Source organism: Streptomyces pactum (assembly GCF_002005225.1).
Taxonomy (GTDB): Bacteria; Actinomycetota; Actinomycetes; order Streptomycetales; family Streptomycetaceae; genus Streptomyces; species Streptomyces pactum_A.
On record NZ_CP019724.1, the window covers coordinates 3974529 to 3999135 of the forward strand.

Here is a 24607-nt window from a genome sequence, read left to right on the forward strand (position 1 = left end):
GGTTCGGGCCGGCCGCCCGGCGTCAGGACACCGCGCTGCGCAACCGCTGTACGTCGATCTGCTCCGTCTCGTCGTGGGCCGTCAGGTCGATCACCTGGCCCACACCGCGGGACTCCTCGCCGGCCGGCTTGAAGGCGGCCTCCGTCTCGGCCTTGTGCAGGGCGAGGGCCTCCTGGCCGACGACGTCGGCGAGGTCCTCGTTCTGCACGGCCTCCAGGGTGTCGGGCGATGTCGTGCCGTCCTCGCCGTTCTTCGTGCCGAAGAAGTCGAAGCCGCCCTCTGCCGTCGGACGCCGCGCGGGAGCCGTCGGTGCGACGGCCACCGCGGTCGGCACCGTGAAGTGTCCGGCGACCCGCCGGGTGGCCTGGGTCGGCTGCGCGAACCGCTCATCGGCCTGACCGGCCTGACCGGGCTGGCCGGCGTGACCGGACTGGCCGGCGTGGTCGTTCTGACCGGACTGGTCAGCGTGACCAGACTGGTCAGCGTGGTCGTTCTGACCGGACTGGCCGGCGTGACCGGACTGGTCGGCCTGGTCCTCCTGACCGGACTGGTGGGACTGGTCGGACCGACCGGGCTGAGGCGGCGGGGAGGCGGCGGCGGTGCGCTCGTGCGCGCCGGCCGCCTCGGGCTGCCCCTGGGCCTCGTCCTCCCGCGCCGCCTCGGCCGCCTCGGCCGCCTCCGCGCCCTCGCCGCCACCGCCACCGCCGCTGCCGCCGCCACCGTCGTCGTCGGAGTCACCGCCATCGTCGGAGTCCCGGTCGCCACCGCCCGGGGCGGCGGGCGGGTCCTCGTCGAAACGCGCCAGTGCCGCGTTCGCACGAAGGAACAGCCGGGAGCCCTCGGGAGAGAAGACGGCGGGGGCCTCCTCGACGGCCCCGGTGGCCTCGGTGGCGTCGGGAGCCTCTTCGGTGGTCTCCCCGGCGGTCGCGGTGGCCTCGGCGGACGTCTCCTCCACCGGTGCCGGGCGGGCCGCCGGCAGCGCGGCGGCCTGCGGCACGGCCTCTATCTCCAGCAGCCGGCGGCCTTCCAGCGCGGTGGCCCGCTCGGTCTCCGCCGTGGCGTAGCGCCGCAGCAGGGCGGCGTGCTCGTTGCGCAGTCCCGCCAGTTCCGTGCGCTTCGCCCGCAGCCGGTGCTCCAGCTTCACGCGCAGCTCGCGCGACTCCTCCAGGTCGGACTCCAGTTCGGCGACGCGTTCCTCGTAGCGCCACTCGTCGCTCGCACGCGCGCGCGTGAGGTCGGCGACGCGCCTGCCCGCCTGCGCGTCCCAGTGACGCATGACGACCGCGCCGACGACGGCCGTCACCGCGGCGGCAGCGGCCAGTGCGCGCAGGATCATCGCTTCGCTGAACACCCAGGGTCCGAAGGCACAGACGACGGAGACGCCTGCGATCGCCGACGGAGGAAGCAGCCTGTGCAGGGGCGGGGAATGGCGGTGACGTCCACGTGGCATGGCCAGAAACTTACCGCGCGTAGGCGAATCTTGGCGCCCCGCCCCGTAAAAACACGGCCATCTCCGACGCGTTCACACGGCATCGGGAATCCACATGCCCGGCCGCGGGCGAATTACATCAAGATCATTTTCAGTGGCCGCCCGTCATCACCCGCCGGACGGCCCGCCACCGGCCACCGGGCCGCCGGTCACCGCCCGTCGAGCCGCTCGCCGAGCCACTCCAGGGTCGCGGGAATCTCGCGCCGCCACGTATTGAAGTTGTGCCCGCCGCTTTCCAGGATGATCGACGAGATGCGCGTCGGCTTCTTGTCCTTCACCCGCTCAATGAACTTCAGCGTGTCCTTGTAGTTCGTCTCGCCGGATCTGCTGCTGGTGACGAGCAGTGAAGTGTCGGGCGCGGGCATGTTCTTGAGACACCACCACAGGTCGGCCCCGTTTTTCCGCCTCTTGTCGCCCTGGAAGAGGTCGCCCGTGGTGGGATCGCTGGGCGCGTCGTAGTAGGCGGAGAGCCCGGCCCCCGCGCCGTACACCTCGGGATGGTGCATGGCGAGCTTCAGGGCGCAGTAACCGCCGGTCGAGTTGCCGACGACGCCCCAGCTCCCCGGCCCGCGGTCCACGCGGTAATGGGCGCTCACGGCCTCGGGCAGGTCCGCGGCGAAGAACGACTCCGTCTGCGGGCCGCCCGGCACGTCCACGCACTCCGTGTCGCGCGGCGGCGCCACCGTGGGCCGCAGCATCACCAGGATCATCGGGCGCATCCGGCCCGCCTTGGCCAGGTCGAGCGCCGTACGCGGGTACCGGAGCTTGTCCACCAGCGCCGAGGCCGTCCCCGGGTAGCCGGTCAGGACCACGGAGGCGGGGAACGTCCGGGCGCGGTGCCGCGCCTGGAAGTACTCCGGCGGCAGATACACGTACGCGGGCGACGCGATCCGTGTCGTACGGCCGACGACCCGTATCTCCTGGATCCGGCCGGTGACCTCCGGCCGCGTCCCGCCCGTCCGGGTGGCCCGGCGGTCGCCGACGACCCGGAGCGCGCCGTCGGCCTCGTCGGCCGAGTGGTCCACGACCACCCCCTGGCCGTTCTCCCGGCCGAACAGGTCGGCCCAACTGGCGTAGAACCCGAAGGACTGGTTGGCGACCAGGCCGACCGCGGCGAAGACCGCCGACTGGGTGGCGAACAGCAGGGCCACCCGCCCGAGGACGGCCCGCCAGGTCCGCCGGGCCAGCCGCGGCCACAGCCACACCGTGCCGGCGAACAGCAGCACGCCGGACAGGACCGCCAGCGCGAGCGCCTTGTCGCTTGTGAGACCCATGCGTTGCCACCTGCCTGCGCTTTCCATGCGTCCGTGCGGACCGTCCGCCCGGACCACCACCCCTGCACACCCCGCGCGCCCCTGGGGGCTTTCCGACCGGCGGAGTGAACCTCCTCCGTCAGGACACCGTCCTAGAGGGCGCAATGTCGCCGGATGCCCGAAACGGGCCCGGATCCACGGTCTCTCGCAGAACTACGGGTGCGATGTCTGTCAGGACAGATGAGGAAATGTCGGGTGGGGTTCCGGCGAAGCCCACCAGCGTACGTCGGGTGCTGCGCGGCCCTCGTCCGGAGGCCGTGCCCCTCCTCGTCGGCCGCGCCTGCGCGCTCGTGGGTCTGCTGGACATCGCCGCCGGTGTCTTCCCGCGGTTCCGGCACAGCCGTATGCACGCCCTCGCCGAGGTACTGCCCGGCGCGTTCGGCCCGTTCGCGGCGGCGCTCTCGCTCAGCGCCGGGGTGCTGTTGCTGCTGCTCGCCCACGGACTCAAGCGCCGCAAACGCCGGGCCTGGCGGGCGGCGGTGGCCCTGCTGCCGCTCGGCGCCGTCGCGCAGTTCACGTACCGGCACTCCCTCGTCGGGGTGCTGATCTCCCTCGCGCTGCTCCTGCCCCTGCTCCGGCACCGGGACCAGTTCGCGGCGCTGCCCGACCCGCGCAGCCGGTGGCGGGCGCTCACCAACTTCGTCCTCATGGGCGCCGGTTCCCTCGTCCTCGGGCTGCTCGTCGTCAACGCCCACCCGCACCGCATGGTCGGCGCCCCGAGCCTGGCCGACCGCATCACCCACGTCCTCTACGGCCTGTTCGGCGTCGAGGGCCCGGTCGGCTACCGCGGCAACACCTCCTGGACGGTGGCCTTCTCCCTCGGCGCCCTCGGCCTGATCACCGCCGTCACCACCATCTACCTGGCCTTCCGCCCCGAACACCCCGCCGCGCGCCTCACCGAGGACGACGAGAGCCGTCTGCGTACCCTGCTCGACCAACACGGCGGCCGTGACTCCCTCGGCCACTTCGCGCTGCGCCGCGACAAGGCCGTGGTCTTCTCCCCCAGCGGCAAGGCCGCCGTCACCTACCGCGTCGTCTCCGGCGTCATGCTGGCCAGCGGTGATCCGATCGGTGACGTCGAGGCCTGGCCGGGCGCCATCGAGCGCTTCATGGACGAGGCCCGCGCGCACTCCTGGACGCCCGCCGTCATGGGCTGCTCCGAGACCGGCGGCGAGGTGTGGACCCGTGAGACGGGGCTCGACGCCCTCGAACTGGGAGACGAGGCGGTGGTGGACGCAGCGGATTTCTCCCTCGCCGGCCGCGCGATGCGCAACGTGCGCCAGATGGTCAAGCGCATCGAGCGCGCCGGTTACGAGACCCGGGTACGGCGCGTGGCTGACCTCGGCGACACCGAGCTGGACCGCGTGCGCCGCGCCGCCGACGCCTGGCGCGGCACCGACACCGAGCGGGGCTTCTCCATGGCGCTGGGCCGCATCGGCGACCCCGCCGACGGGGACTGTCTGATCGCCACCGCGCACAAGCGGGACGACGAGCCCGGCGAGTACGGCGATCTGAAGGCGATCCTGCACTTCGTGCCGTGGGGCGCGGACGGGGTGTCGCTGGACCTGATGCGGCGCGACCGCTCGGCCGACCCCGGCATGAACGAACTGCTGATCGTGGCCGCGCTCCAGGCCGCCCCGAGGCTCGGCATCGCGCGCGTCTCGCTGAACTTCGCCATGTTCCGCGCGGCGCTCGCCCGCGGCGAGAAGATCGGCGCGGGGCCGGTGCTGCGGGCCTGGCGCGGACTGCTGGTGTTCCTCTCCCGGTGGTTCCAGATCGAGTCCCTGTACAAGTTCAACGCCAAGTTCCGCCCCCGGTGGGAACCCCGGTTCGTGGTCTACCGCGCTTCCGCCGACCTCCCCCGCATCGGCATCGCCGCCATGCAGGCCGAGGGCTTCGTCACCCTCGCCCCACCCCTCCCCCGCTTCCTGCGCCGCCGCACCGCCACACGCCGCCCGTGCCCCCACCGGGTGGTCGAGCAGGACGCCCGGGCGGCGTGAGAAGACCCATCCGCGCCTCGGACGGAGCGGACGGGCCGGACAACCGGGCCAGGCGGGGCCGGCCGGGCGGGCCGGGCGGGGCCGGACGGGCGGGCCGGACGGGCGGGCCGGACGGGCGGGCCGGACGGGGCTGGCCGGACGGGGCTGGCCGGACGGGGCTGGCCGGTAAGACGGGCCGGACCGGCAGGACCGGCCGGCCGGGTGGCCCAAAACGAGGGCCCGGAACCGGGCGTGGGCCCGGAACCGGGCGTGGGCCCGGAACCGGGCGTGGGCCCGGAATGGGGCAGGTGGTCCGGAGCCGGAGGGCCCGGGACAGGTCGGAGGGCCAGGAACCGGACGGAGGGCCCGGGACAGGTCAGGGCGAGTGGCCCGGAACCGGGCCGGGCCCCGCGCGGCGGCGGCCACGGCGGGCGCGAGCGCGGGCAGTGTGACCCGCCGCCAGGCCTCCAGCGCCAGGCCCCCAGCCGCGAGGCACCGCACCGGGCCGGGCCCGGGCCGGGCCGGGGCTTACCCGGGTCGGGCCCGCACCGGGGCTTACCCGGGCCGCGCGGGAGGGCCGCCACCTGCGGGGCCTACGCTGAACACATGAGCAAGCAGACCGGCCGCCGCCACCTGGCGGGACTGACCGCATGGGACCGCTGCGCGGTCATGGGGGTCGTCAACGTCACCCCCGACTCCTTCTCCGACGGCGGCCGCTTCTTCGACACCACGGCCGCCATCAAGCACGGCCTCGACCTGGTCGCCGAGGGGGCCGATCTGGTGGACGTCGGCGGCGAGTCCACCCGTCCCGGCGCGACCCGCGTCGACGAGGACGAGGAGCTCAGGCGGGTGGTCCCGGTCGTGCGCGGCCTGGCCTCCGAGGGCGTCACGATCTCCGTCGACACGATGCGCGCCTCGGTCGCCGAGCAGGCACTCGCGGCGGGCGCCGCCCTCGTCAACGACGTCAGCGGCGGCCTCGCCGACCCCCGGATGATCCCGGTCGTCGCCGACGCGGACGCCCCCTTCGTCGTCATGCACTGGCGAGGCCTCCTGGAGGGCGGCAACGTCAGGGGCACCTACGACGACGTCGTCACCGAGGTCGTGGACGAGCTGCACGCGCGCGTGGAGGCGGTGGTCGAGGGCGGCGTCGCACCCGACCGCGTCGTCGTCGACCCCGGCCTCGGCTTCTCCAAGGACGCCGAGCACGACCTGGTGCTACTGGCCCACCTCGACCGCCTTCACGGCCTCGGCCACCCGCTGCTCGTCGCCGCCTCCCGCAAGCGGTTCCTCGGCCGGGTCCTCGCCGGACCGGAGGCCGCCCCGCCGCCCGCACGCGAGCGGGACGCGGCCACCGCCGCCGTCTCCGCACTCGCGGCGCACGCCGGCGCGTGGGCCGTACGCGTGCACGAGGTACGCGCCACCGCCGACGCCGTACGCGTCGCGCGCGCCGTCGAGGGCGCGCGGGCGGCGGGCAGAGACCCGGAAGGAGCCCGGTGAACGCGCCGCACATCGACGTCGAACAGGTCGAGGCCGCCAACACCGCCTTCTACGAGGCGTTGGAGCAGGGCGATTTCGAAAAGGTGTCCGAGTTCTGGCTCACCCCGTCCGATCTGGGCGTCGACGAGTCGTACCACGACCCGGCCGACGTCGGCGTGGTCTCCTGCGTGCACCCGGGCTGGCCGGTGCTCACCGGTCGCGGCGAGGTCCTCCGCTCCTACGCCCTGATCATGGCCAACACCGACTACATCCAGTTCTTCCTCACCGACGTGCACGTCTCCGTGACCGGCGACACCGCCCTGGTGACCTGTACCGAGAACATCCTGAGCGGCGGCCCCGCCCCCGAGGGCGGCGACGAGCTCGGCCCGCTCGTCGGTCAGCTCGTGGTCGCCACCAACGCGTTCCGGCGCACGCCCTCCGGCTGGAAGCTCTGGTCGCACCACGCCTCCCCCGTGCTGGCCGAGACCGAGGACGAGGAGGGCGAGGACCCTCCTCCCTGACCCGGAGGAACCTCTGGAGAACGAAGAAGTGGTTGGAATCACGGACCGGCGGGTATGGGCGGCTACCAACCCGTGATCCACCGGGGCCGCCAGGGAGAACACACGGTGAATCCTCCCGGCCTCCGCCCCGCCCCACACCCCCGTGGCCCGGCACTGTCGGTGCCCGCGGGTAGATTCGACTGAGGCCGGCGTACCGCCCGCACGTGGTGCGCACCGGCCGAGACCGACGACTGCAGGAGTGATTCGCGTGGATCGTGTCGCGCTGCGCGGCCTGAAGGCCCGCGGGCACCACGGTGTGTTCCCCAAGGAACGCGCGGAGGGCCAGACCTTCCTCGTGGACATCGTCCTCGGCCTGGACACCCGACCGGCCGCGGCCGACGACGACCTGGCGAAGACCGTGCACTACGGCATCGTGGCCGAGGAGGTGGTGGCCGTCGTCGAGGGCGAGCCCGTCAACCTCGTCGAGACGCTGGCCGAGCGCATCGCCCAGGTGTGTCTGAAGCACGAAGGGGTCGAGGAGGTCGAGGTCTGCGTCCACAAGCCGGACGCGCCGATCACCGTCCCCTTCGACGACGTGACCGTCACCATCATCCGGAGCCGTGTATGAGCGCCCCCTTCACCCAGGGTTCGAGCGACCCGACCGTACAGCCGGTGCCCGCCTCCGTCATCGAGCAGGTCGACGCCGCGGACACCACGCTGTCCAACCCCAAACGCGCGGTGATCGCCCTCGGCGCCAACCTCGGCAACCGCCTGGAGACCCTCCAGGGCGCCATCGACGCCCTGGAGGACACTCCGGGCGTGCGGGTCAAGGGGGTCTCGCCGGTGTACGAGACAGAGCCGTGGGGCGTCGAACCCGGCAGCCAGCCGTCGTACTTCAACGCGGTCGTGGTCCTCAAGACCACCCTGCCCCCGTCCTCCCTGCTGGAGCGGGCGCACGCCGTCGAGGAGGCCTTCCACCGCGTCCGCGACGAGCGTTGGGGCCCGCGCACCCTCGACGTCGACATCGTCGCCTACGCCGAGGTCGTCTCCGACGACCCGCAGCTCACCCTGCCCCACCCGCGCGCCCACGAACGCGCCTTCGTGCTGGCCCCCTGGCACGACGTGGACCCCGAGGCCCTGCTGCCGGGACACGGCCCGGTCGCCGACCTCCTGGACGCCGTCACCCGGGACGGCATCGCGCCCCGCGCCGACCTGGAACTCCGGCTGCCCGAGTAGTCGTTAAGGTCGACAGGGTCAGACGGCCACGCAGGGGAACGAAGGGACACCGGGACACCGTGAAAGAGTTGCGCCTCAGGGTGCTGGCCGGCGTGTTCGTCGTCGCCGGAATCCTGTCCTGGGCGGGCGCCCGCCTGTGGAACTCGATCGGGACTCTCCCGAGCGTCCCTCTGGCCGCCCCCATCGTCCTCGCGCTGATCGCCGTGATCCTGCTGGCGACGGCGCTGTCGATCCGCGCCCGGCTGAAGGCCCAGCGAGACCGCGTCCCGGACGCCAAGGGCGTCGACCCGATGATGGCGGCCCGCGCGGTCGTCTTCGGTCAGGCCAGCGCCCTGGTGGCCGCCCTCGTCGCCGGTATGTACGGCGGCACGGGCGTCTTCCTGCTGGAGTACCTCGACATTCCGGCCCGCCGCGACCAGGCCATCTACGCCGGCCTCTCGGTCGTGGCGGCCATCGGTGTGATAGCGGCCGCGATCTTCCTGGAGCGCGTCTGCAAGCTCCCGGAGGACGAGGACGACGACCACCCGGGCGCGGCGTCAGCGGCCTGACGTGCCCGGCTCACCAGGGCCCCGCGGAATGAACCGCGCGCCCACCACTCGCGCCTACGTTTCGCGGCCTGAAAGCGCCCCTCGACAGAGTTCACCGTCTGTTTGCCGGGCAGTCCTACGCCACCGAAATCCCCCTTGATCAGCGGTCGACTCGCTGATCAAGGACGATATCGGGCACCACTGACAATCAGGTCAGCGCGCCACTATCAGGCTCATCGCCTCGGCTCGGCTCGTTGCGTCCCGAAGCTGACCACGTACCGCCGACGTCGTGGTCTTGGCACCCGGCTTACGAACCCCGCGCACCGACATGCACATGTGCTCGGCCTCGATGACGACGATCACGCCCCGGGCCTCGAGAATCCGCATGAGAGAGTCGGCGACCTGTGTGGTGAGACGTTCCTGCACCTGCAGGCGACGCGCGAAGACTTCGACCAGCCGTGCGAGCTTCGACAGCCCGGTGATCTTGCCATTCGCTGCCGGAATGTACCCGATGTGAGCTACACCATGAAATGGCAGCATGTGATGCTCGCACAGACTGACGATTTCGATGTCCTTCACCAGGACCATCTCGTCATGCCCGATGTCGAACGTCGTCGTCAGTACGTCCTCGGGCTCCTGCGCATGCCCCGCCAAAAGCTCCCGATACGCCCGCGCCACCCGCGCCGGCGTCTCCCGCAGACCCTCGCGGTCCGGGTCCTCACCGACCGCGATGAGCAGTTCGCGTACGGCGTTCTCGGCCCGCTTCTCGTCGAACTCGCCGATCTGGCCCTCGCCGTCCAGCGTCACGGGGTCGGTCATCTGATGCCTCGTTCCTGTCCTGTGTTCGGCATACGGAAATGCCGCACCCCCCAAGGCTAGAACCTGGGGGGCGCGGCTTACATTCCGGGCCTGGTGGGGCCGCCGGAAGGGCTGGGTCAGCTCTCCGGGCGGTCCTCCGGTGCTCGTTCCGGTGCCGGGGCCGACTCCGCCGTGGTGCTCTTGGCGGTGGAGATCGCCGGCGTCGCGCCGTTCGCTCCGTTCGTCAGGGCGAGCTCCTTCGGGGAGAGCACCGGCGGACGGGTCGAGGGCGTGCGGCGGGAGGAGCCGGTCCAGGCGGGCCGGGCCGGACGCTTGACGATCTGGGCGAAGACCTCGGCGATCTCCTCCTTGCCCAGCGTCTCCTTCTCCAGCAGCGCGAGGACGAGGTTGTCGAGGACGTCGCGGTTCTCGACCAGGATCTCCCAGGCCTCGTTGTGCGCCGTCTCGATGAGCTTCTTGACCTCTTCGTCGACCAGCGCGGCGACCTCTTCCGAGTAGTCGCGCTGGTGTCCCATCTCACGCCCCAGGAACGGCTCGGTGTTGTCACCGCCGAACTTGATCGCGCCGAGACGCTCGGTCATGCCGTACTGCGTGACCATCGCACGAGCCAGGCCGGTGGCCTTCTCGATGTCGTTGGCGGCACCCGTCGTCGGATCGTGGAAGACCAGCTCCTCGGCCGCGCGGCCGCCCAGCATGTAGGCGAGCTGGTCGAGCATCTCGTTGCGCGTGGTCGAGTACTTGTCCTCGTCCGGGAGCACCATCGTGTAACCGAGGGCCCGGCCTCTGGACAGGATCGTGATCTTGTGGACCGGATCGGAGTTCGGTGAGGCCGCCGCGACCAGGGCGTGTCCGCCCTCGTGGTACGCGGTGATCTTCTTCTCCTTGTCCGACATGATCCGGGTCCGCTTCTGCGGGCCCGCGACCACCCGGTCGATCGCCTCGTCCAGCATGTGGTTGTCGATCAGCTTCTGGTCACTGCGGGCCGTCAGCAGGGCGGCCTCGTTCAGCACGTTGGCCAGATCGGCACCGGTCATGCCGGGCGTACGGCGGGCGACGGCCGACAGGTCGACGTCGGGAGCGACCGGCTTGCCCTTCTGGTGAACCTTGAGGATCTCCAGACGGCCCTGCATGTCCGGACGGTCGACGGCGATCTGCCGGTCGAAGCGGCCGGGGCGCAGCAGCGCCGGGTCGAGGATGTCCGGGCGGTTCGTCGCGGCGATGAGGATCACGCCGCCCTTGACGTCGAAGCCGTCCATCTCGACGAGGAGCTGGTTCAGCGTCTGCTCGCGCTCGTCGTGACCACCGCCGAGGCCGGCGCCGCGGTGGCGGCCGACCGCGTCGATCTCGTCGACGAAGACGATGGCGGGTGCGTTCGCCTTGGCCTGCTCGAACAGGTCACGGACCCGGGAGGCACCGACACCGACGAACATCTCGACGAAGTCGGAACCGGAGATCGAGTAGAACGGCACGCCCGCCTCGCCCGCGACGGCACGCGCGAGCAGGGTCTTGCCGGTGCCGGGCGGGCCGTACAGCAGCACGCCCTTGGGAATCTTGGCGCCGACGGCCTGGAACTTGGCCGGTTCCTGCAGGAACTCCTTGATCTCGTGGAGCTCCTCGACGGCCTCTTCGGATCCGGCGACGTCCGAGAACGTCGTCTTGGGGGTGTCCTTGGTGATGAGCTTGGCCTTGGACTTGCCGAAGTTCATGACCCGGGAGCCGCCGCCCTGCATCTGATTCATCAGAAACAGGAAGACGACCACGATCAGGACGAACGGCAGCAGGGAGAGCAGAATCCCGACGAACGGGTTCTGCTTCGACGGCGACACCGTGTAGCCGTCGGAAATCTGCTTGTCCTGGTACTTGTTCTGCAGCGTATTGGCGAGGGTCACGCCCTGGTCGCCGATGTAGCTCGCCTGGATCTTCGAGCTGCCCTCGACCTTTTGACCGTCCTTGAGCTGGACCTTGATGGTCTGCTCGTCGCCGGTGGTCAGCTTGGCCGACTCGATCCTGTTGTCGTTGATCGCCTGGACGACCTGGCCAGTGTCCACCGTCTTGTAGCCGCCGGACGAGCCGACGACCTGCATCAACACGACCACGGCAAGGACGGCCAGCACGATCCACATGACCGGCCCACGGAAGTATCGCTTCACGTCCATCCACACGGAGCGGTGCCGCCCCGTCCCTCCTGCCATAGTGAGTTTGATAAGACAGTTCTTCCGACGGTACCCCAGCGCGGCGGCCCTCAGCCGCACGGGACCGCTGGCGTCCCGTCTGCATGCTCCAACGGCGCGGAGGCCTCCGGGGTTCCCGGTTGGCCCCCCGAAACGCCCGGGAGCCCGCTACAGCGCCGCGTCAGCCGCCGTAGACGTGGGGCGCGAGCGTACCGACGAACGGGAGGTTGCGGTACTTCTCGGCGTAGTCGAGGCCGTAGCCGACGACGAACTCGTTGGGGATGTCGAATCCAACCCACTCCACGTCGATGGCGACCTTCGCGGCGTCGGGCTTGCGCAGCAGCGTGCACACCTTGAGGGAGGCGGGCTCGCGCGAACCGAGGTTGGAGATCAGCCAGGACAGGGTCAGGCCGGAGTCGATGATGTCCTCGACGATCAGGACGTGCCTGCCCTTGATGTCGGTGTCGAGGTCCTTGAGGATCCGCACCACGCCGGAGGACTGGGTGCCCGCGCCGTACGAGGACACCGCCATCCAGTCCATCGTGACCGGCGTGGACAGCGTGCGCGCGAGGTCGGCCATGACCATCACGGCGCCCTTGAGGACACCGACGATGAGCAGGTCCTTGCCCGCGTACTCCGCGTCGATCTTCGCGGCCAGCTCGGCCAGCTTCGCGTCGATCTCTTCTTTGGTGATGAGTACCTTCTCGAGGTCGGCACCCATGTCGTTCGCGTCCACCCGCATCACTTTCGGTCGTCCCACCGGCCACTCCGGAGCTTCCCGGCGATCCGTACGCGGATCGGTGGGAGGGTCCGGATTCAGCCTTGCCGAATCACCAGTCTGCCACCCTGCCGCTGGGCGACGACTTTGCCGGGGAGGTTGATGGCCCCCTGGCCGCGCCAGCCGGTGATCAGCCGGTCGACTTCCTCGATGTGGCGGGCGAACAGCGCACCGGCCGGGGCACCGGCCTCGATGGCGGCGCGGCGCAGGATCCGGCGGCGCACGGCGGGCGGGAGGGCGTAGAGCTTGGCGCACTCCAGTACGCCGGTGGAGTCGCGGACGCCGGCCTCGGCCTGGCGGGCCCAGGTGTCGAGCGCGTCGGCGTCGTCCCGGGAGAGTTGCGCCGTACGGGCGAGGGCCTCGACGACGCCCTTGCCGAGCGCCTTCTCCAGGGCGGGCAGACCCTCGTGGCGCAGCCGGGAGCGGGTGTACGCCGGGTCGGCGTTGTGCGGGTCGTCCCAGACGGGCAGGGACTGGACCATGCAGGCCTTGCGGGCGGTCTGCCGGTCGACCTGGAGGAAGGGGCGGCGGTAACGGCCGTCGGCCCCCGAGACCGCGGCCATGCCCGACAGGGAGCGGATGCCGGAACCGCGGGCGAGGCCCAGCAGGACGGTCTCGGCCTGGTCGTCGCGGGTGTGGCCGAGCAGGACGGCGGCGGCGCCGTGGCGGGCGGCGGCGGCGTCCAGGGCGGCGTAGCGCGCGTCGCGGGCGGCGGCTTCGGGTCCGCCTCCGCGGCCGACGGTCACGGCGGTGGCCTCGACGGGGTCCAGGCCGAGATCGCGCAAACGCAGGACGACCTCTTCGGCGCGCAGGTCGGAGCCGTTCTGCAGGCCGTGGTCGACGGTGACGCCGCCGGCGCGGACACCGAGCCGGGGGGCCTCGAAGGCGAGGGCGGAGGCGAGCGCCATGGAGTCGGCGCCACCGGAGCACGCCACGAGCACGAGCGGTGGCGTTGGAAGCCCGGCCGCGCGCTCGGGTGCGCGGTCGGCGGCCGTCGCGGCGGGAACGCCGGCCGTGGTGTTCAGTTCGGTGATGATGTCGTGGAGGACGCGGCGGACCGCCAGGCGTATCGCCGCGACCGCAGGATGGGGACCCATGTCCGGTGCCCTTCATGAAGTTGTCGGGGGGTGAGCCCGAGATCTGGTCACTCAGAGTGTGTAGATGGTGACAGAAACGGGCCGTTCCCCGAGCATCGCACGCCTGCCGAAGGCTCACGGTCCCTCGGACGGGTGATTGGAGGGGCGTTCGACTGCCGTCGGCCGGATTCGTTTCACGCCCCGCCCGCGGGGCTCACGACTCCGGCTTGCGGTGCACCCGCGCGATCCAGTCCGCCGGTTTGGCGATCTCCGACTTGGTGGGGAGGGTGTTGGGCGAGGTCCAGACGCGGTTGAAGCCGTCCATGCCGCACTCGTCGACGACGGCCCGTACGAAGCGTTCGCCGTCCCGGTACTGGCGGAGCTTGGCGTCCAGCCCGAGCAGCTTGCGCAGCGCCAGGTCGAGGCGGGACGCGCCCTTGGCCCGACGCTGCTGGAACTTCTCGCGGATCTCCCCGACGCTCGGCACGACCGCCGGCCCGACCCCGTCCATCACGAAGTCGGCGTGGCCCTCCAGCAGTGACATCACGGCGGTGAGGCGGCCGAGGACCTCCCGCTGGGCCGGAGTCTGCACCAGCTCCACCAGCGACCGGCCGCCGTCGTCCTCCTCGCCCTCGGGGCGTCCCCCGGCGAGCGTCTGGGCGGCCTCGCGGACCCGCTCCAGCACGGTCATGGGGTCGACGTCGGTCTCCGCGAGGAACGACTGGATTTCGCCCTCCAGGTGGTCGCGCAGCCAGGGCACCGCGGTGAACTGCGTGCGGTGCGTCTCCTCGTGCAGGCAGACCCAGAGGCGGAAGTCGTGGGGATCGACGTCGAGTTCGCGCTCCACGTGCACGATGTTCGGTGCGACGAGCAGCAGCCTGCCGCCGCCGTTCGCACCGGCGGGGAGTTCGCGGGTGGCCGGGGCGAAGGTCTCGTACTGGCCGAGGACGCGGGAGGACAGGAACGACAGCAGCATGCCCAGCTCCACGCCGGTGACCTTGCCGCCGACGGCGCCGAGGACCGCGTTGCCCGCGCTGCTGCCGCGCCGCTCCTGCAACTTCTCCAGCAGGGGCTTGAGGATCTCCCGGAACCCGGCGACGTTCGCCCGGACCCAGCCGGGGCGGTCGACGACGAGGACGGGGGTGCCGTGCGCCTCCTCGGTGGCCAGACGAGTGAAGCCCCGTACGTGTTCCTCCGAGACCTTGGCATGCCGACGGAGTTCCGCGACGACGGCCCTGGCCTCGTCGCGGCTCACCTCGGGGCCCGGCCGTACGAGCCGGGTCGCGGTCGCCACCGCGAGATTCCAGTCGACCATGCCGGAAGATGCGCCGATGCTCGTCATTCCTCAACGGTACGTGAGCGCTGCCGTTGGGGGCAGGCTGTGGCGGGCGGTGGGGTGGGGGCGCGGGTAGGCGGCCGGCGTCGGTGCGGGCCGCGGGTGGGTGACGCGGCCCGGCGCCGGCCCCGCCTGGCTGCGGGCCCGGCGCCGGGCGGGACCGCAGCTAGGCGGCCGACCCGGCCACCAGGGTCGTCGCCAACCGGTCCAGGGCCGTCTGGGCCGCCCACGCGTCCGTCGTCCCGGAGGCCAGGAAGGCGAAGGCCAGGAGGCGGCCCTCGGCGGTGACCATGGTGCCGGCGAGGGTGTTGACGCCCGTCAGGGTGCCCGTCTTGGCACGGACCAGGCCGGCCGCGCCCTCCGTGGAGCGGCTGGTCAGCGTGCCGGTGAAGCCGGCGACCGGGAGGCCGGTGAGGACGGGGCGGAGCTCGGGGCGGGCCGGGTCGGCGGCCTCGGCCAGCAGGGCGGTGAGGAGGTCGGCGGTGATCCGGTCGGTGCGGTCGAGGCCGCTGCCGTCATGGAAACGCGCGCCGCGCACGGGCAGGCCCAGTTGCTTCAGACGGGCCGGGACGGCGGCGGAGACGCCTTCGAAGTCGGCGCTCTCGCCGGTCGCCAGGGCGGTGTGGCGGGCGAGGGCCTCGGCGAGGTCGTTGTCGCTGTTGGTCAGCATCCGCTCGACCAGGGCCGCCAGCGGGGGCGAGGAGACGGTGGCGAGGGTGTCGGCGCGGTCGGTCGCCTTGGAGGGGCCGGGGGACGACGCGGTGATGCCGTGCTGCTTCAGGAAGCCGGCGAAGGTGCGGGCGGCGTCGGCGGCCGGGTCGGGCACCCGGGGGGCGGGACCGCGGGTGGAGCCGTCCGTGCGTGCCTCGTCGGCCATCAGGGCCGTGACACGGGCGAGGTTCTCGTTGACCCCGATCGGGTGCGTTTCCTCGCCGGCGTAGAGCGTCGTGTCGTAGGACAGCGTCACCTTGCGCACGTCCCGCTTCTTCAGGGCGGCGGCGGTCTTCCCGGCGAGGGTGCGCAGGCTCGCGAGGCCCCGGGCGTCCTCGCGCGCGGTGAGGGTGGGGTCGCCGCCGCCGACCAGGACGACTTCGCCGGTGTCGGCCTCCAGGGCGGTGCGGGTGGTGAGGCGGTGGTCGGGGCCGAGGGCGGCGAGGGCGGCGACCGCGGTGGCGATCTTGGTGGTGGAGGCGGGCGTGAGGGGGGCGTCGGCACCGAGACCGTAGAGGCGCTTGCCGGTGGTGAGGTCGACGACGGCCGCCGCGCGGCGGGTGCCGAACGCGGGGTCGTCCAGGAGCGGCCCGAGGACGTCGTCGAGTGCCTCGCCGCCCGGTGGCGCCTTGACGCCGCCCGGCACGCCGCCGGAGGCGCCGCCGAGGCCCGCCAGGACGGAGCCGGCACTGGGCGCGGGGCGGGGCGGCCCGGACGTCGTACCGGAGCCCCCGGATCCGCGACCGTGATCTACGCCACCCGTGCGTTCCAGGGCGGCGGCCCGGTCCCGCTCGGCCGTACGCTGACCCGTGGAGTCCCAGGGGCCGGCGGCGGTCACCACACCGGCGGCGAGAGCCAGCCCGGCGGTGGCGGCACCGGCGGTGTACTGCCAGGTCTTGGGCCGGGTGACCCGGGCGAGCTGCGGCTTCGCGGCCCGCGCGAACCGCGCGAGACGCGGTCCGGCGGCCCGCGCGGCGCGTGCGAGACGCGGACGTACGGCGCCCGCGGCGCGCGCCACGTGCGGTTGCGCGGCCCGCCACGGCCTCAGCTCTGGCACTGTCACCAGCCCCTTTCGCGATCACACACCTGCGTGAGGGACACTTAACCACCAGAACTATGTGCTGATCATGGAGGAGCGTCCGGTGGAGTTCGACGTCACGATCGAGATCCCGAAGGGTTCGCGGAACAAGTACGAGGTGGACCACGAGACCGGTCGTATCCGCCTGGACCGCCGCCTGTTCACCTCGACCGCCTACCCGACCGACTACGGCTTCGTCGAGAACACCCTCGGCGAGGACGGCGACCCGTTGGACGCGCTGGTCATCCTGGACGAGCCGACCTTCCCGGGCTGCCTCATCCGCTGCCGCGCGATCGGCATGTTCCGGATGACGGACGAGGCCGGCGGCGACGACAAGCTGCTGTGCGTGCCGTCGACCGACCCGCGCGTGGAGCACCTGCGTGACATCCACCACGTGTCGGAGTTCGACCGCCTGGAGATCCAGCACTTCTTCGAGGTCTACAAGGACCTGGAGCCCGGCAAGTCCGTCGAGGGCGCCGACTGGGTGGGCCGCACCGACGCCGAGGCCGAGATCGAGCGGTCCTACAAGCGCTTCAAGGACCAGGGCGGCCACTGATCCCCGCTGATCAGGAGCCACACCCGTAACGGGCCGCACGCGTGGAGCGTGCGGCCCGTTCACGTTTGGGTGCGCATACTGAGGGCTACAGGCAGGAGGGTGTGTTCGGACCAGGGAGCGTTGCGCAGGTGACGGAGGCGGAGGACCGCAAGCCGCAGTCGGACGAGGCCCGCAGTGCCTTCCGGCCGCCCAGTGGTGTGGCGGCGACGGCCGAGGGCGAGGCGTCGACGACGTCCGAGTTCGAGATCCCGCAGGGACTGGCCGTCCCGCGGCACACCGCCACGGAGTCCGAGACGACCTCGGAGTTCGCGCTGCCCGAAGGGCTGGACGCACCTCCGGCCGCGCCCGCCGAGGGCGAGGGGTCGGCGTTCACCACGCCCAGCACGTACCACGCCTGGACCGCACCGACCACCTTCACCCCGGCGAGCGGCTTCCCGGCGGTGAACCTGGCGGACGTGCCCTGGCAGGACCGGATGCGCACGATGCTGCGCATGCCGGTGGCCGAGCGGCCCGCGCCCGAGACCGCGCAGCGGCACGACGACGAGACCGGCCCCGCCGTGCCGCGCGTGCTGGACCTGACCCTGCGTATCGGGGAGCTGCTGCTGGCGGGCGGTGAGGGCGCCGAGGACGTGGAGGCGGCGATGTTCGCCGTGTGCCGCTCCTACGGCCTGGACCGCTGCGAGCCGAACGTCACCTTCACCCTGCTGTCGATCTCCCATCAGCCGTCCCTGGTCGAGGACCCGGTCACGGCGTCGCGGACGGTGCGCCGCCGGGGCACCGACTACACGCGGCTCGCGGCCGTCTTCCACCTGGTGGACGACCTCAGCGACCCGGACACGAACATCTCCCTGGAGGAGGCCTACCGGCGCCTCGCGGAGATGCGCCGCAACCGGCACCCGTACCCCACCTGGGTGCTGACCACGGCGAGCGGGCTGCTGGCGGGCGCGGCGTCGGTGCTCGTGGGCGGTGGACTGACCGTGTTCGTGGCGGCCATGCTCGGCTCGATGCTCGGCGACCGGCTGGCCTGGCTGTGCGCCGGGCGCGGGCTGCCGGAGTTCTACCAGTTCGCGGTGGCCGCGATGCCGCCGGCCGCGATGGGTGTCGCGCTGACGGTGACGCACGTCGACGTGAAGGCGTCGGCGGTCATCACCGGTGGTCTGTTCGCGCTGCTGCCGGGGCGGGCGCTGGTGGCGGGGGTGCAGGACGGGCTGACCGGCTTCTACATCACCGCGTCCGCGCGCCTGCTGGAGGTCATGTACTTCTTCGTCAGCATCGTCGCCGGGGTGCTGATCGTGCTGTACTTCGGCGTACAGCTCGGCGCCGAGCTCGATCCCGACGCGAAACTGGGCACAGGCGACCAGCCGGTCGTCCAGATCTGCGCGTCGATGCTGCTGTCGCTCGCCTTCGCGATCCTGCTCCAGCAGGAACGATCCACCGTGCTGGCGGTGACCCTGAACGGGGGCGTCGCCTGGAGCGTGTACGGCGCGATGCACTACGTCGGCGACATCTCGCCGGTGGCGTCCACGGCCGCCGCGGCGGGACTGGTCGGCCTGTTCGGGCAGCTCATGTCCCGGTACCGGTTCGCGTCGGCGCTGCCCTACACGACCGCGGCGATCGGGCCGCTGCTGCCCGGTTCGGCGACGTACTTCGGGCTGCTGGCCATCGCGCAGAGCAAGGTCGACAAGGGGCTGGTGTCCCTGTCGACGGCCGTGGCGCTCGCCATGGCCATCGCCATCGGGGTCAACCTCGGCGGGGAGATCTCGCGGCTGTTCCTGAAGATGCCGGGGGCCGCGAGTGCCGCGGGACGCCGGGCGGCGAAGCGGACGCGGGGGTTCTGACGCCGGTCGCCCGCGAGCCCGGGTGGCTTGTGCCGGTCGCCGGATGGCTCGTGCCGGCTCCCGGGTGGCTTGTCCCGGTCGGCGGGCGGCTTGTCGCAGAGGGCGGGCGGCTCGTCCCGGTCGGCGGGCGGCGCCGTCGCAGAGGGCGGGCGGCTTGTCCCAGTTGGCGGGCGCGGGTCCGTGGCGGCTTGTCGCGTTCGCGCGGCGGAGCCGCGCATCAAGACGGCCCCGCGCCCCTGGGCGGGCTTCAGCGCCCCTGGTTGTAGGGGTACTGGCCGCCCTGGCCGCCCTGGTCGCCGTAGGGCTGCTGCCCGTACCCCTGCGGGTACTGCTGCGCGTACGGCTGCGGCGAGCCGTAGGGCCGGTCGTAGGACTGGTCGTAGGACTGGTCGTAGGACTGCTGCTGCGGCTGCTGGTACGGGTCCACCCTGCGGAGCTGGGTCGTGGCGTCGTCCATGACCGGGTACGGCGGCTGCGGCTGGTGCTGCTGGACCGCCGGCGGCTCGGCGGCGGCGCGCTTCTTCTTGCCTCGCTCGCGGAGGTACTCGATGGCGATCGGGACGACCGAGAGGACGACGATCAGGACGAGGATCGGTTCGACGTTGGTCCGGATGAACTCGATCTGGCCGAGCCAGTAGCCCGCGAGGGTGACGCCCGAGCCCCAGGCCACGCCGCCGATGATGTTGTACGTGAGGAAGGTGCGGTACTTCATGCGGCCGGCGCCCGCCACGATGGGGGCGAAGGTGCGCACGATGGGCACGAAGCGGGCAAGGACGATCGCCTTGGGACCGTACTTCTCCATGAACTCGTGGGCCTTGTCCAGGTTCTCCTGTTTGAAGAGCTTGGAGTTGGGGCGGTTGAAGAGCTTCGGACCGAGGAACTTGCCGATCATGTAACCCACTTGGTCGCCGATGACGGCGGCCAGCACGATCAGGGTGCACACCAGCCACAGCGGCTGGCTGATGTACTCGCCCTGGGCGACGAAGAGGCCCGCGGTGAACAGCAGCGAGTCGCCGGGCAGGAAGGCGAAGAGTCCGGACTCGGCGAAGACGATGAGCAGGATGCCCGGCAGAGCGAAGGTCTCGATCAGATAGTCCGGGCTGAGCCACTCGGGGCCGAGCGCAAGCGTGGTCACGGGATTGTGGCTCCTGCTGCTGGGGGGCGGGCGGGACCTGGCTGCCCAAACGTACAACGCAGCCGCGGGGTTCCAGGTTCCACGGGGTTCCCCGGGGTGCACTGTGACCTCGCCCGGGGAAACCTGAGAACCATGGGTATTGAAGAATACGGCGGCGGACAGGGTCCTCAGCCCGAGGTGCTCGTGGTGACCACGAACGACCTGCCGGGCCATCGCGTGCAGGAGGTGCTGGGGGAGGTCTTCGGGCTGACCGTGCGCTCCCGGCACCTGGGGAGCCAGATCGGTGCCGGGCTGAAGTCGATGATCGGCGGTGAGCTGCGCGGTCTCACCAAGACGCTGGTCGAGACCCGCAACCAGGCCATGGACCGGCTCGTCGAGCAGGCACGCGCGCGCGGGGCCAACGCGGTGCTGGCGTTCCGCTTCGACGTGACGGAGGCGGCGGACGTGGGCACCGAGGTGTGCGCGTACGGGACGGCGGTGGTCGTGGCCCGGGAGTGAGACCCGGGCCACGACCACCGCTCAGGGGGTGTGCCGGACGGCGTTGGCGAGGATCGCGTCGCGCATGTAGGCGGCGAGGCCCGGCTTGGCGGCGTCGATGTTCCGCGTGAAACGCTCGTCCGAGACGTACATCTCGCCCAGGCAGGTGTGCATCTCGTGCCCGCAGTCGTAGTGGTTGCGGGCGATCCCCTGCCGGTGGTCCTCGGCGGCGTCCATGGCCGCCTCGGAGTCGGCGGGCTCACCTGCGTCCATCAGGGCGACGAAGCGCCGGGTGAGCTCGTCGGCCTCGTTCTGGATGCGCTGCCAGTCCTCCTTGGTGTACGAGGCGGTCTTCTGCCGCGACTGGCGGTAGGCGTCGGTGTCGCCCCAGCGTTCCCGGACCTCCTCCTCGTACTGATCGGGGTCGAACTCGCCGAAGACCTCGAACTTCTCCTCCGGCGTGAGGTTGATTCCCATGCTGCGTGCCTCCATGGCGTGCTCCACGGCCGCCGCCATCTTCTGCAGCTTCTCGATCCGGGCGGTCAGCAGTTCGTGCTGGCGGCGCAGGTGCGCACGCGGGTCCGCGTCCGGGTCGTCGAGCAGGGCGGCGACCTCGTCGAGCGGGAAGCCGAGCTCCCGGTAGAACAGGATCTGCTGCAGCCGGTCGAGGTCGGCGTCGCTGTAGCGCCGGTGGCCCGCGTGGCTGCGCTCACTGGGTACGAGCAGGCCGATGTCGTCGTAGTGGTGCAGGGTGCGCACCGTCACTCCGGCGAAGCCGGCGACCTGTCCCACGGAGTAGCTCACTTCCGCTCCCTTCTCTGACGCCGCCCACGCTGCCGCCTCACGTGGCGTGAGGTGCAAGCCCGGGTGCGGGTCCCGGTGCCCGGACCTACCGTCGGTCGCATGCCACTGCATCACGGGCCCCGTCCGCCGCAGGACGACGACCGCGCCCGGCGCCGACTCGCCATGAACCCCTTCTACGGTCAGGCGGACCCGACCGGCGGCATGACCGAGGCCCCGCCCACGCACCGCCTCCCCGATGCTCCCCTGCCGCCCTCGACGGCGTACCGGCTGGTCCACGACGAGCTGATGCTGGACGGCAACGCGCGCCTCAACCTGGCCACCTTCGTCACCACCTGGATGGAGCCGCAGGCCGGGGTGCTGATGAGCGAGTGCCGGGACAAGAACATGATCGACAAGGACGAGTACCCGCGCACCGCCGAGCTGGAGCGGCGTTGCGTGGCGATGCTCGCCGACCTGTGGCACGCGCCCGACCCGTCGGCCGTGGTGGGCTGCTCGACGACCGGGTCGAGCGAGGCGTGCATGCTGGCCGGGATGGCGCTGAAGCGGCGGTGGGCGCTGCGCAACGCGGACCGGTACCCGGCGGTGGACGTGCGGCCCAATCTCGTCATGGGTGTGAACGTGCAGGTCTGCTGGGAGAAGTTCTGCAACTTCTGGGAGGTGGACGCCCGGCAGGTGCCGATGGACGGCGACCGCTTCCACCTCGACCCGCAGGCCGCCGCCGAGCTGTGCGACGAGAACACCATCGGGGTCGTCGGCATCATGGGCTCCACCTTCGACGGGTCCTACGAGCCGGTCGCCGACCTGTGCGCGGCGCTGGACGCGTTGCAGGAGCGAACCGGGCTGGACATCCCGGTGCACGTCGACGGGGCCTCCGGCGGCATGGTCGCGCCCTTCCTGGACGAGGACCTGGTGTGGGACTTCCGGCTGCCGAGGGTGGCCTCGATCAACACCTCGGGGCACAAGTACGGGCTCGTCTACCCCGGCGTCGGCTGGGCCCTGTGGCGGGACGCGGACGCGCTGCCCGAGGAGCTCGTCTTCCGGGTGAACTACCTGGGCGGCGACATGCCGACCTTCGCGTTGAACTTCTCCCGGCCCGGCGCGCAGGTGGTCGCGCAGTACTACACCTTCCTGCGGCTGGGCCGCGAGGGCTACCGGGCCGTGCAGCAGGCCTCGCGCGACATCGCGCGCGGGCTCGCGGAGCGCGTGGCGTCGCTCGGTGACTTCCGGCTGTTGACGCGGGGCGACCAGTTGCCGGTGTTCGCGTTCACGACGGCCGACGACGTGACGGCGTACGACGTGTTCGACGTCTCCCGGCGGTTGCGGGAGGGCGGCTGGCTGGCTGGTACCCGCGTACACCTTCCCGCCGCACCGGGAGGACCTGTCCGTGCTGCGCGTGGTGTGCCGCAACGGCTTCTCGGCCGACATGGCCGACCTGCTCCTGGCGGACCTGGAGCGGCTGCTGCCGGAGCTGCGCCGGCAGCCGCACCCGCTGACCCGGGACGAGGGTGCGGCGACCGGGTTCCACCACTAGGTCCTCACCTGCTGAGGCGGGCGAACCTCCCGACGGCCAGCGGGGAGAACACCGCGAGCAGGGCCAGCGGCCAGGCGATCGCCGCCCACACGTGGCCGGACTCGCCGCCCGGGCCGCCGAAGAGGTCGCGTACGGCCGTGGCGGTCTGGGACATCGGGTTCCACTGGACGACCGTGCCGAGCCAGCCCGGCATGGCCTGTGGCGTGGCGAAGGCGTTGGAGAGGAAGCCCACCGGCCAGACCAGGATCTGCACCGCCTGCACCAGCTCGGGCTTGCCCGCCACCAGGGCGAGGAAGATGCCGATCCACAGCATGGCGAAGCGGAGGAGCAGCAGCAGGCCCACCGCGCCCAGGAAGGCGCCGGGACCGCCGTGGGCCCGCCAGCCGAGCGTGTACCCGACGGCGATCAGCACCGCGAGACCGAGCGCCGACTGGAGCATGTCGGCGGCGGAACGGCCCACCAGGACCGCGCCGTTGGTCATCGGCAGGGAGCGGAAGCGGTCGACGACGCCCTTGTCGAGGTCCCGGGTGACGGCGACCATGGTGCCCTCCAGGCCGAAGGCCATGGTGAGGGCCAGCATCCCGGGGATCAGGTAGTCGACGTAGTCGCCGCTCACGCCCCGGCCGCCGCCGACCAGATAGCCGAACATCAGCAGCATCATCACCGGGAAGACCAGGTTGACGACGACCGCGATCGGCTGCCGCGCCCAGCGGGCCAGTTCGCGGCGGGTCATGGTCCAGGAGTCGGCCAGGGCGTACGTCATGGTGCCCGTGACGGTGGGGGTGAAGGTGCCGGTACTCACACGGCCTCCTTGGTGCGGTCGGTGAGGTGCAGGAACACCTCGTCCAGGGTCGGGCGGCGCACGGCCACGTCCTCGGCCTCCAGACCGGCCTCCTCCAAGGCCCGTACGACGCCGGAGAGCGCCGCCATGCGGTCGGTGACCGGCGCGCTGAGCAGCCGGCGGTCGGGGTCCACGCGGACGCCGGTGAGGGGGAGCAGGGCCGCGGCGGCGGTCAGTTGTCCGGCGTCGCGCAGGACGACGTCGACGCGGTCGCCGCCGGTGGCGGCCTTCAGTTCGTCCGCGGTGCCGTCGGCGACGACCCGGCCGGCGTCGACGACCGAGATGCGGTCGGCGAGCTGGTCGGCCTCCTCCAGGTACTGGGTGGTGAGCAGGACGGTCGTCCCGCCGCCGACCAGGGAGCGGACCGAGTCCCACACCTCGGCGCGGCCGCGCGGGTCGAGGCCGGTGGTCGGCTCGTCCAGGAAGAGCACCTCCGGCTCGGTGATCAGGGACGCGGCGAGGTCCAGGCGGCGCCGCATGCCGCCGCTGTAGGCGCTGACCGGTTTGCGGCCGGTGTCGGTGAGGTCGAAGCGCGCCAGGAGTTCGTCGGCACGCGCGCGTGCCCGCCGGGCGCCCAGGTGGTGGAGGCGGCCGAACATCTCCAGGTTCTGCCGGCCGCCGAGTTCCTCGTCGAGTGCCGCGTGCTGGCCGAGCAGGCCGATGCGCAGCCGTACGGCGTACGCGTCGGTCACTACGTCGTGCCCGGCCACCTCGATCCGGCCCGCGTCGGGGCGCAGCAGGGTGGACAAGACGCGGACCAGCGTCGTCTTGCCCGCGCCGTTCGGGCCCAGTACGCCGTGCACCGTGCCGCGCGTGACCGTGAGGTCGAGTCCGTCCAGCGCGTCCTTGCTGCCGTATTTCTTGCGTGCCCCTTCGACGGTGATCGCCGCGTCGGTCACTACCACTCCCTTATCAGTCATCAATCATTGATCAAAC

Annotated in this window: 21 protein-coding genes and 1 pseudogene; 10 read left to right on the forward strand and 12 right to left on the reverse strand. The window is 71.8% G+C overall.

Annotated elements, in window-relative coordinates; translation table 11 throughout:
* Positions 1–22 precede the first annotated feature (22 nt).
* A complete protein-coding gene (locus tag B1H29_RS38585) occupies positions 23–1450 on the reverse strand; it encodes a hypothetical protein (RefSeq protein ID WP_234393033.1) in 1428 nt (475 codons plus the stop codon).
* A 188-nt stretch (positions 1451–1638) separates the two neighbouring features.
* Entirely contained in the window at positions 1639–2763 is a 1125-nt protein-coding gene (locus tag B1H29_RS16600; protein WP_055418624.1) for an alpha/beta hydrolase, read from the reverse strand.
* A gap of 227 nt (positions 2764–2990) precedes the next feature.
* Here B1H29_RS16600 and B1H29_RS16605 point away from each other — a divergent pair, with 227 nt between their 5' ends.
* The 6 genes from B1H29_RS16605 (at position 2991) to B1H29_RS16630 (ending at position 8541) form a co-directional block, all read left to right on the forward strand.
* Positions 2991–4802: a phosphatidylglycerol lysyltransferase domain-containing protein gene (locus B1H29_RS16605; protein ID WP_055418625.1), complete on the forward strand. Its 1812-nt coding sequence runs from the start codon at positions 2991–2993 to the stop codon at positions 4800–4802.
* 585 nt (positions 4803–5387) lie between these two features.
* Positions 5388–6278: a dihydropteroate synthase gene (gene folP / locus B1H29_RS16610; RefSeq protein WP_055418626.1), complete on the forward strand. Its 891-nt coding sequence runs from the start codon at positions 5388–5390 to the stop codon at positions 6276–6278.
* A complete protein-coding gene (locus B1H29_RS16615; protein ID WP_055418627.1) occupies positions 6275–6778 on the forward strand; it encodes a nuclear transport factor 2 family protein in 504 nt (167 codons plus the stop codon). The genes folP and B1H29_RS16615 overlap by 4 nt, the downstream gene beginning before the upstream one ends.
* 247 nt (positions 6779–7025) lie before the next feature.
* Positions 7026–7385, forward strand: coding sequence for a dihydroneopterin aldolase (gene folB / locus B1H29_RS16620; RefSeq protein WP_055418628.1), 360 nt, complete (start codon positions 7026–7028; stop codon positions 7383–7385).
* Positions 7382–7993 (forward strand): 2-amino-4-hydroxy-6-hydroxymethyldihydropteridine diphosphokinase, encoded by a 612-nt coding sequence (gene folK, locus B1H29_RS16625; RefSeq protein WP_055418629.1) that lies wholly within the window; start codon positions 7382–7384, stop codon positions 7991–7993. Before folB ends, folK begins: the two co-directional genes overlap by 4 nt.
* Positions 7994–8052: 59 nt before the next feature.
* Positions 8053–8541, forward strand: coding sequence for a DUF3180 domain-containing protein (locus B1H29_RS16630; protein ID WP_055418630.1), 489 nt, complete (start codon positions 8053–8055; stop codon positions 8539–8541).
* 192 nt (positions 8542–8733) lie between these two features.
* Here the strand turns inward: B1H29_RS16630 and folE are convergent, their stop codons facing one another.
* The 6 genes from folE to dacB all read right to left on the reverse strand — a co-directional run bounded on the left by folE (position 8734) and on the right by dacB (position 16474).
* Positions 8734–9339 carry a GTP cyclohydrolase I FolE gene (gene folE / locus B1H29_RS16635; RefSeq protein WP_055418631.1) on the reverse strand — a complete coding sequence of 202 codons (606 nt, stop codon included), beginning with the start codon at positions 9337–9339 and terminating at the stop codon, positions 8734–8736.
* A gap of 116 nt (positions 9340–9455) precedes the next feature.
* On the reverse strand, positions 9456–11495 hold the full coding sequence (gene ftsH / locus B1H29_RS16640) for an ATP-dependent zinc metalloprotease FtsH (protein WP_055418632.1): 2040 nt from the start codon (positions 11493–11495) through the stop codon (positions 9456–9458).
* Between the two features lie 196 nt (positions 11496–11691).
* Positions 11692–12231: a hypoxanthine phosphoribosyltransferase gene (hpt, locus tag B1H29_RS16645; protein ID WP_226027733.1), complete on the reverse strand. Its 540-nt coding sequence runs from the start codon at positions 12229–12231 to the stop codon at positions 11692–11694.
* Between the two features lie 95 nt (positions 12232–12326).
* Positions 12327–13385, reverse strand: coding sequence for a tRNA lysidine(34) synthetase TilS (gene tilS / locus B1H29_RS16650; protein WP_055418633.1), 1059 nt, complete (start codon positions 13383–13385; stop codon positions 12327–12329).
* Between the two features lie 193 nt (positions 13386–13578).
* Positions 13579–14706, reverse strand: coding sequence for a zinc-dependent metalloprotease (locus tag B1H29_RS16655; protein ID WP_055418634.1), 1128 nt, complete (start codon positions 14704–14706; stop codon positions 13579–13581).
* A 160-nt stretch (positions 14707–14866) separates the two neighbouring features.
* Entirely contained in the window at positions 14867–16474 is a 1608-nt protein-coding gene (dacB, locus tag B1H29_RS16660; protein WP_234393034.1) for a D-alanyl-D-alanine carboxypeptidase/D-alanyl-D-alanine endopeptidase, read from the reverse strand.
* A gap of 79 nt (positions 16475–16553) precedes the next feature.
* On the opposite strand from dacB, the gene B1H29_RS16665 reads away from it, so the two are divergent.
* Both B1H29_RS16665 and B1H29_RS16670 read left to right on the forward strand, forming a co-directional pair.
* A complete protein-coding gene (locus B1H29_RS16665) occupies positions 16554–17045 on the forward strand; it encodes an inorganic diphosphatase (protein ID WP_007452023.1) in 492 nt (163 codons plus the stop codon).
* Positions 17046–17173: 128 nt separating this feature from the next.
* Entirely contained in the window at positions 17174–18883 is a 1710-nt protein-coding gene (locus B1H29_RS16670) for a threonine/serine ThrE exporter family protein (RefSeq protein ID WP_055418635.1), read from the forward strand.
* A 247-nt stretch (positions 18884–19130) separates the two neighbouring features.
* Here B1H29_RS16670 and B1H29_RS16675 read toward each other — a convergent pair whose 3' ends face one another.
* Positions 19131–20018 carry a DedA family protein gene (locus tag B1H29_RS16675; protein WP_055418636.1) on the reverse strand — a complete coding sequence of 296 codons (888 nt, stop codon included), beginning with the start codon at positions 20016–20018 and terminating at the stop codon, positions 19131–19133.
* Between the two features lie 132 nt (positions 20019–20150).
* Here B1H29_RS16675 and B1H29_RS16680 point away from each other — a divergent pair, with 132 nt between their 5' ends.
* Positions 20151–20516: a YbjQ family protein gene (locus B1H29_RS16680; RefSeq protein WP_055418637.1), complete on the forward strand. Its 366-nt coding sequence runs from the start codon at positions 20151–20153 to the stop codon at positions 20514–20516.
* 21 nt (positions 20517–20537) lie between these two features.
* Here the strand turns inward: B1H29_RS16680 and B1H29_RS16685 are convergent, their stop codons facing one another.
* Positions 20538–21299 (reverse strand): MerR family transcriptional regulator, encoded by a 762-nt coding sequence (locus B1H29_RS16685; RefSeq protein ID WP_055418638.1) that lies wholly within the window; start codon positions 21297–21299, stop codon positions 20538–20540.
* Between the two features lie 99 nt (positions 21300–21398).
* Here B1H29_RS16685 and B1H29_RS16690 point away from each other — a divergent pair.
* A pseudogene (locus tag B1H29_RS16690) lies at positions 21399–22830 on the forward strand (glutamate decarboxylase).
* Positions 22831–22834: 4 nt separating this feature from the next.
* Here B1H29_RS16690 and B1H29_RS16695 read toward each other — a convergent pair.
* Together B1H29_RS16695 and B1H29_RS16700 are read right to left on the reverse strand one after the other, a co-directional pair.
* Positions 22835–23593 (reverse strand): ABC transporter permease, encoded by a 759-nt coding sequence (locus B1H29_RS16695; protein ID WP_055418995.1) that lies wholly within the window; start codon positions 23591–23593, stop codon positions 22835–22837.
* Positions 23594–23628: 35 nt separating this feature from the next.
* Positions 23629–24570, reverse strand: coding sequence for an ATP-binding cassette domain-containing protein (locus B1H29_RS16700; RefSeq protein ID WP_055418639.1), 942 nt, complete (start codon positions 24568–24570; stop codon positions 23629–23631).
* Positions 24571–24607: the final 37 nt, after the last annotated feature.

What these genes read in the sequence shown, in the direction of transcription:
- B1H29_RS38585 (WP_234393033.1), bottom strand. Translation starts at nt 1,450, where the DNA reads ATGCCACGTGGACGTCACCGCCATTCCCCGCCCCTGCACAGGCTGCTT.
- B1H29_RS16600 (WP_055418624.1), bottom strand. Translation starts at nt 2,763, where the DNA reads ATGGGTCTCACAAGCGACAAGGCGCTCGCGCTGGCGGTCCTGTCCGGC.
- B1H29_RS16605 (WP_055418625.1), top strand. Translation starts at nt 2,991, where the DNA reads ATGTCGGGTGGGGTTCCGGCGAAGCCCACCAGCGTACGTCGGGTGCTG.
- folP (WP_055418626.1), top strand. Translation starts at nt 5,388, where the DNA reads ATGAGCAAGCAGACCGGCCGCCGCCACCTGGCGGGACTGACCGCATGG.
- folK (WP_055418629.1), top strand. Translation starts at nt 7,382, where the DNA reads ATGAGCGCCCCCTTCACCCAGGGTTCGAGCGACCCGACCGTACAGCCG.
- folE (WP_055418631.1), bottom strand. Translation starts at nt 9,339, where the DNA reads ATGACCGACCCCGTGACGCTGGACGGCGAGGGCCAGATCGGCGAGTTC.
- ftsH (WP_055418632.1), bottom strand. Translation starts at nt 11,495, where the DNA reads ATGGACGTGAAGCGATACTTCCGTGGGCCGGTCATGTGGATCGTGCTG.
- hpt (WP_226027733.1), bottom strand. Translation starts at nt 12,231, where the DNA reads ATGGGTGCCGACCTCGAGAAGGTACTCATCACCAAAGAAGAGATCGAC.
- tilS (WP_055418633.1), bottom strand. Translation starts at nt 13,385, where the DNA reads ATGGGTCCCCATCCTGCGGTCGCGGCGATACGCCTGGCGGTCCGCCGC.
- B1H29_RS16655 (WP_055418634.1), bottom strand. Translation starts at nt 14,706, where the DNA reads ATGACGAGCATCGGCGCATCTTCCGGCATGGTCGACTGGAATCTCGCG.
- B1H29_RS16680 (WP_055418637.1), top strand. Translation starts at nt 20,151, where the DNA reads ATGGGTATTGAAGAATACGGCGGCGGACAGGGTCCTCAGCCCGAGGTG.
- B1H29_RS16695 (WP_055418995.1), bottom strand. Translation starts at nt 23,593, where the DNA reads ATGACGTACGCCCTGGCCGACTCCTGGACCATGACCCGCCGCGAACTG.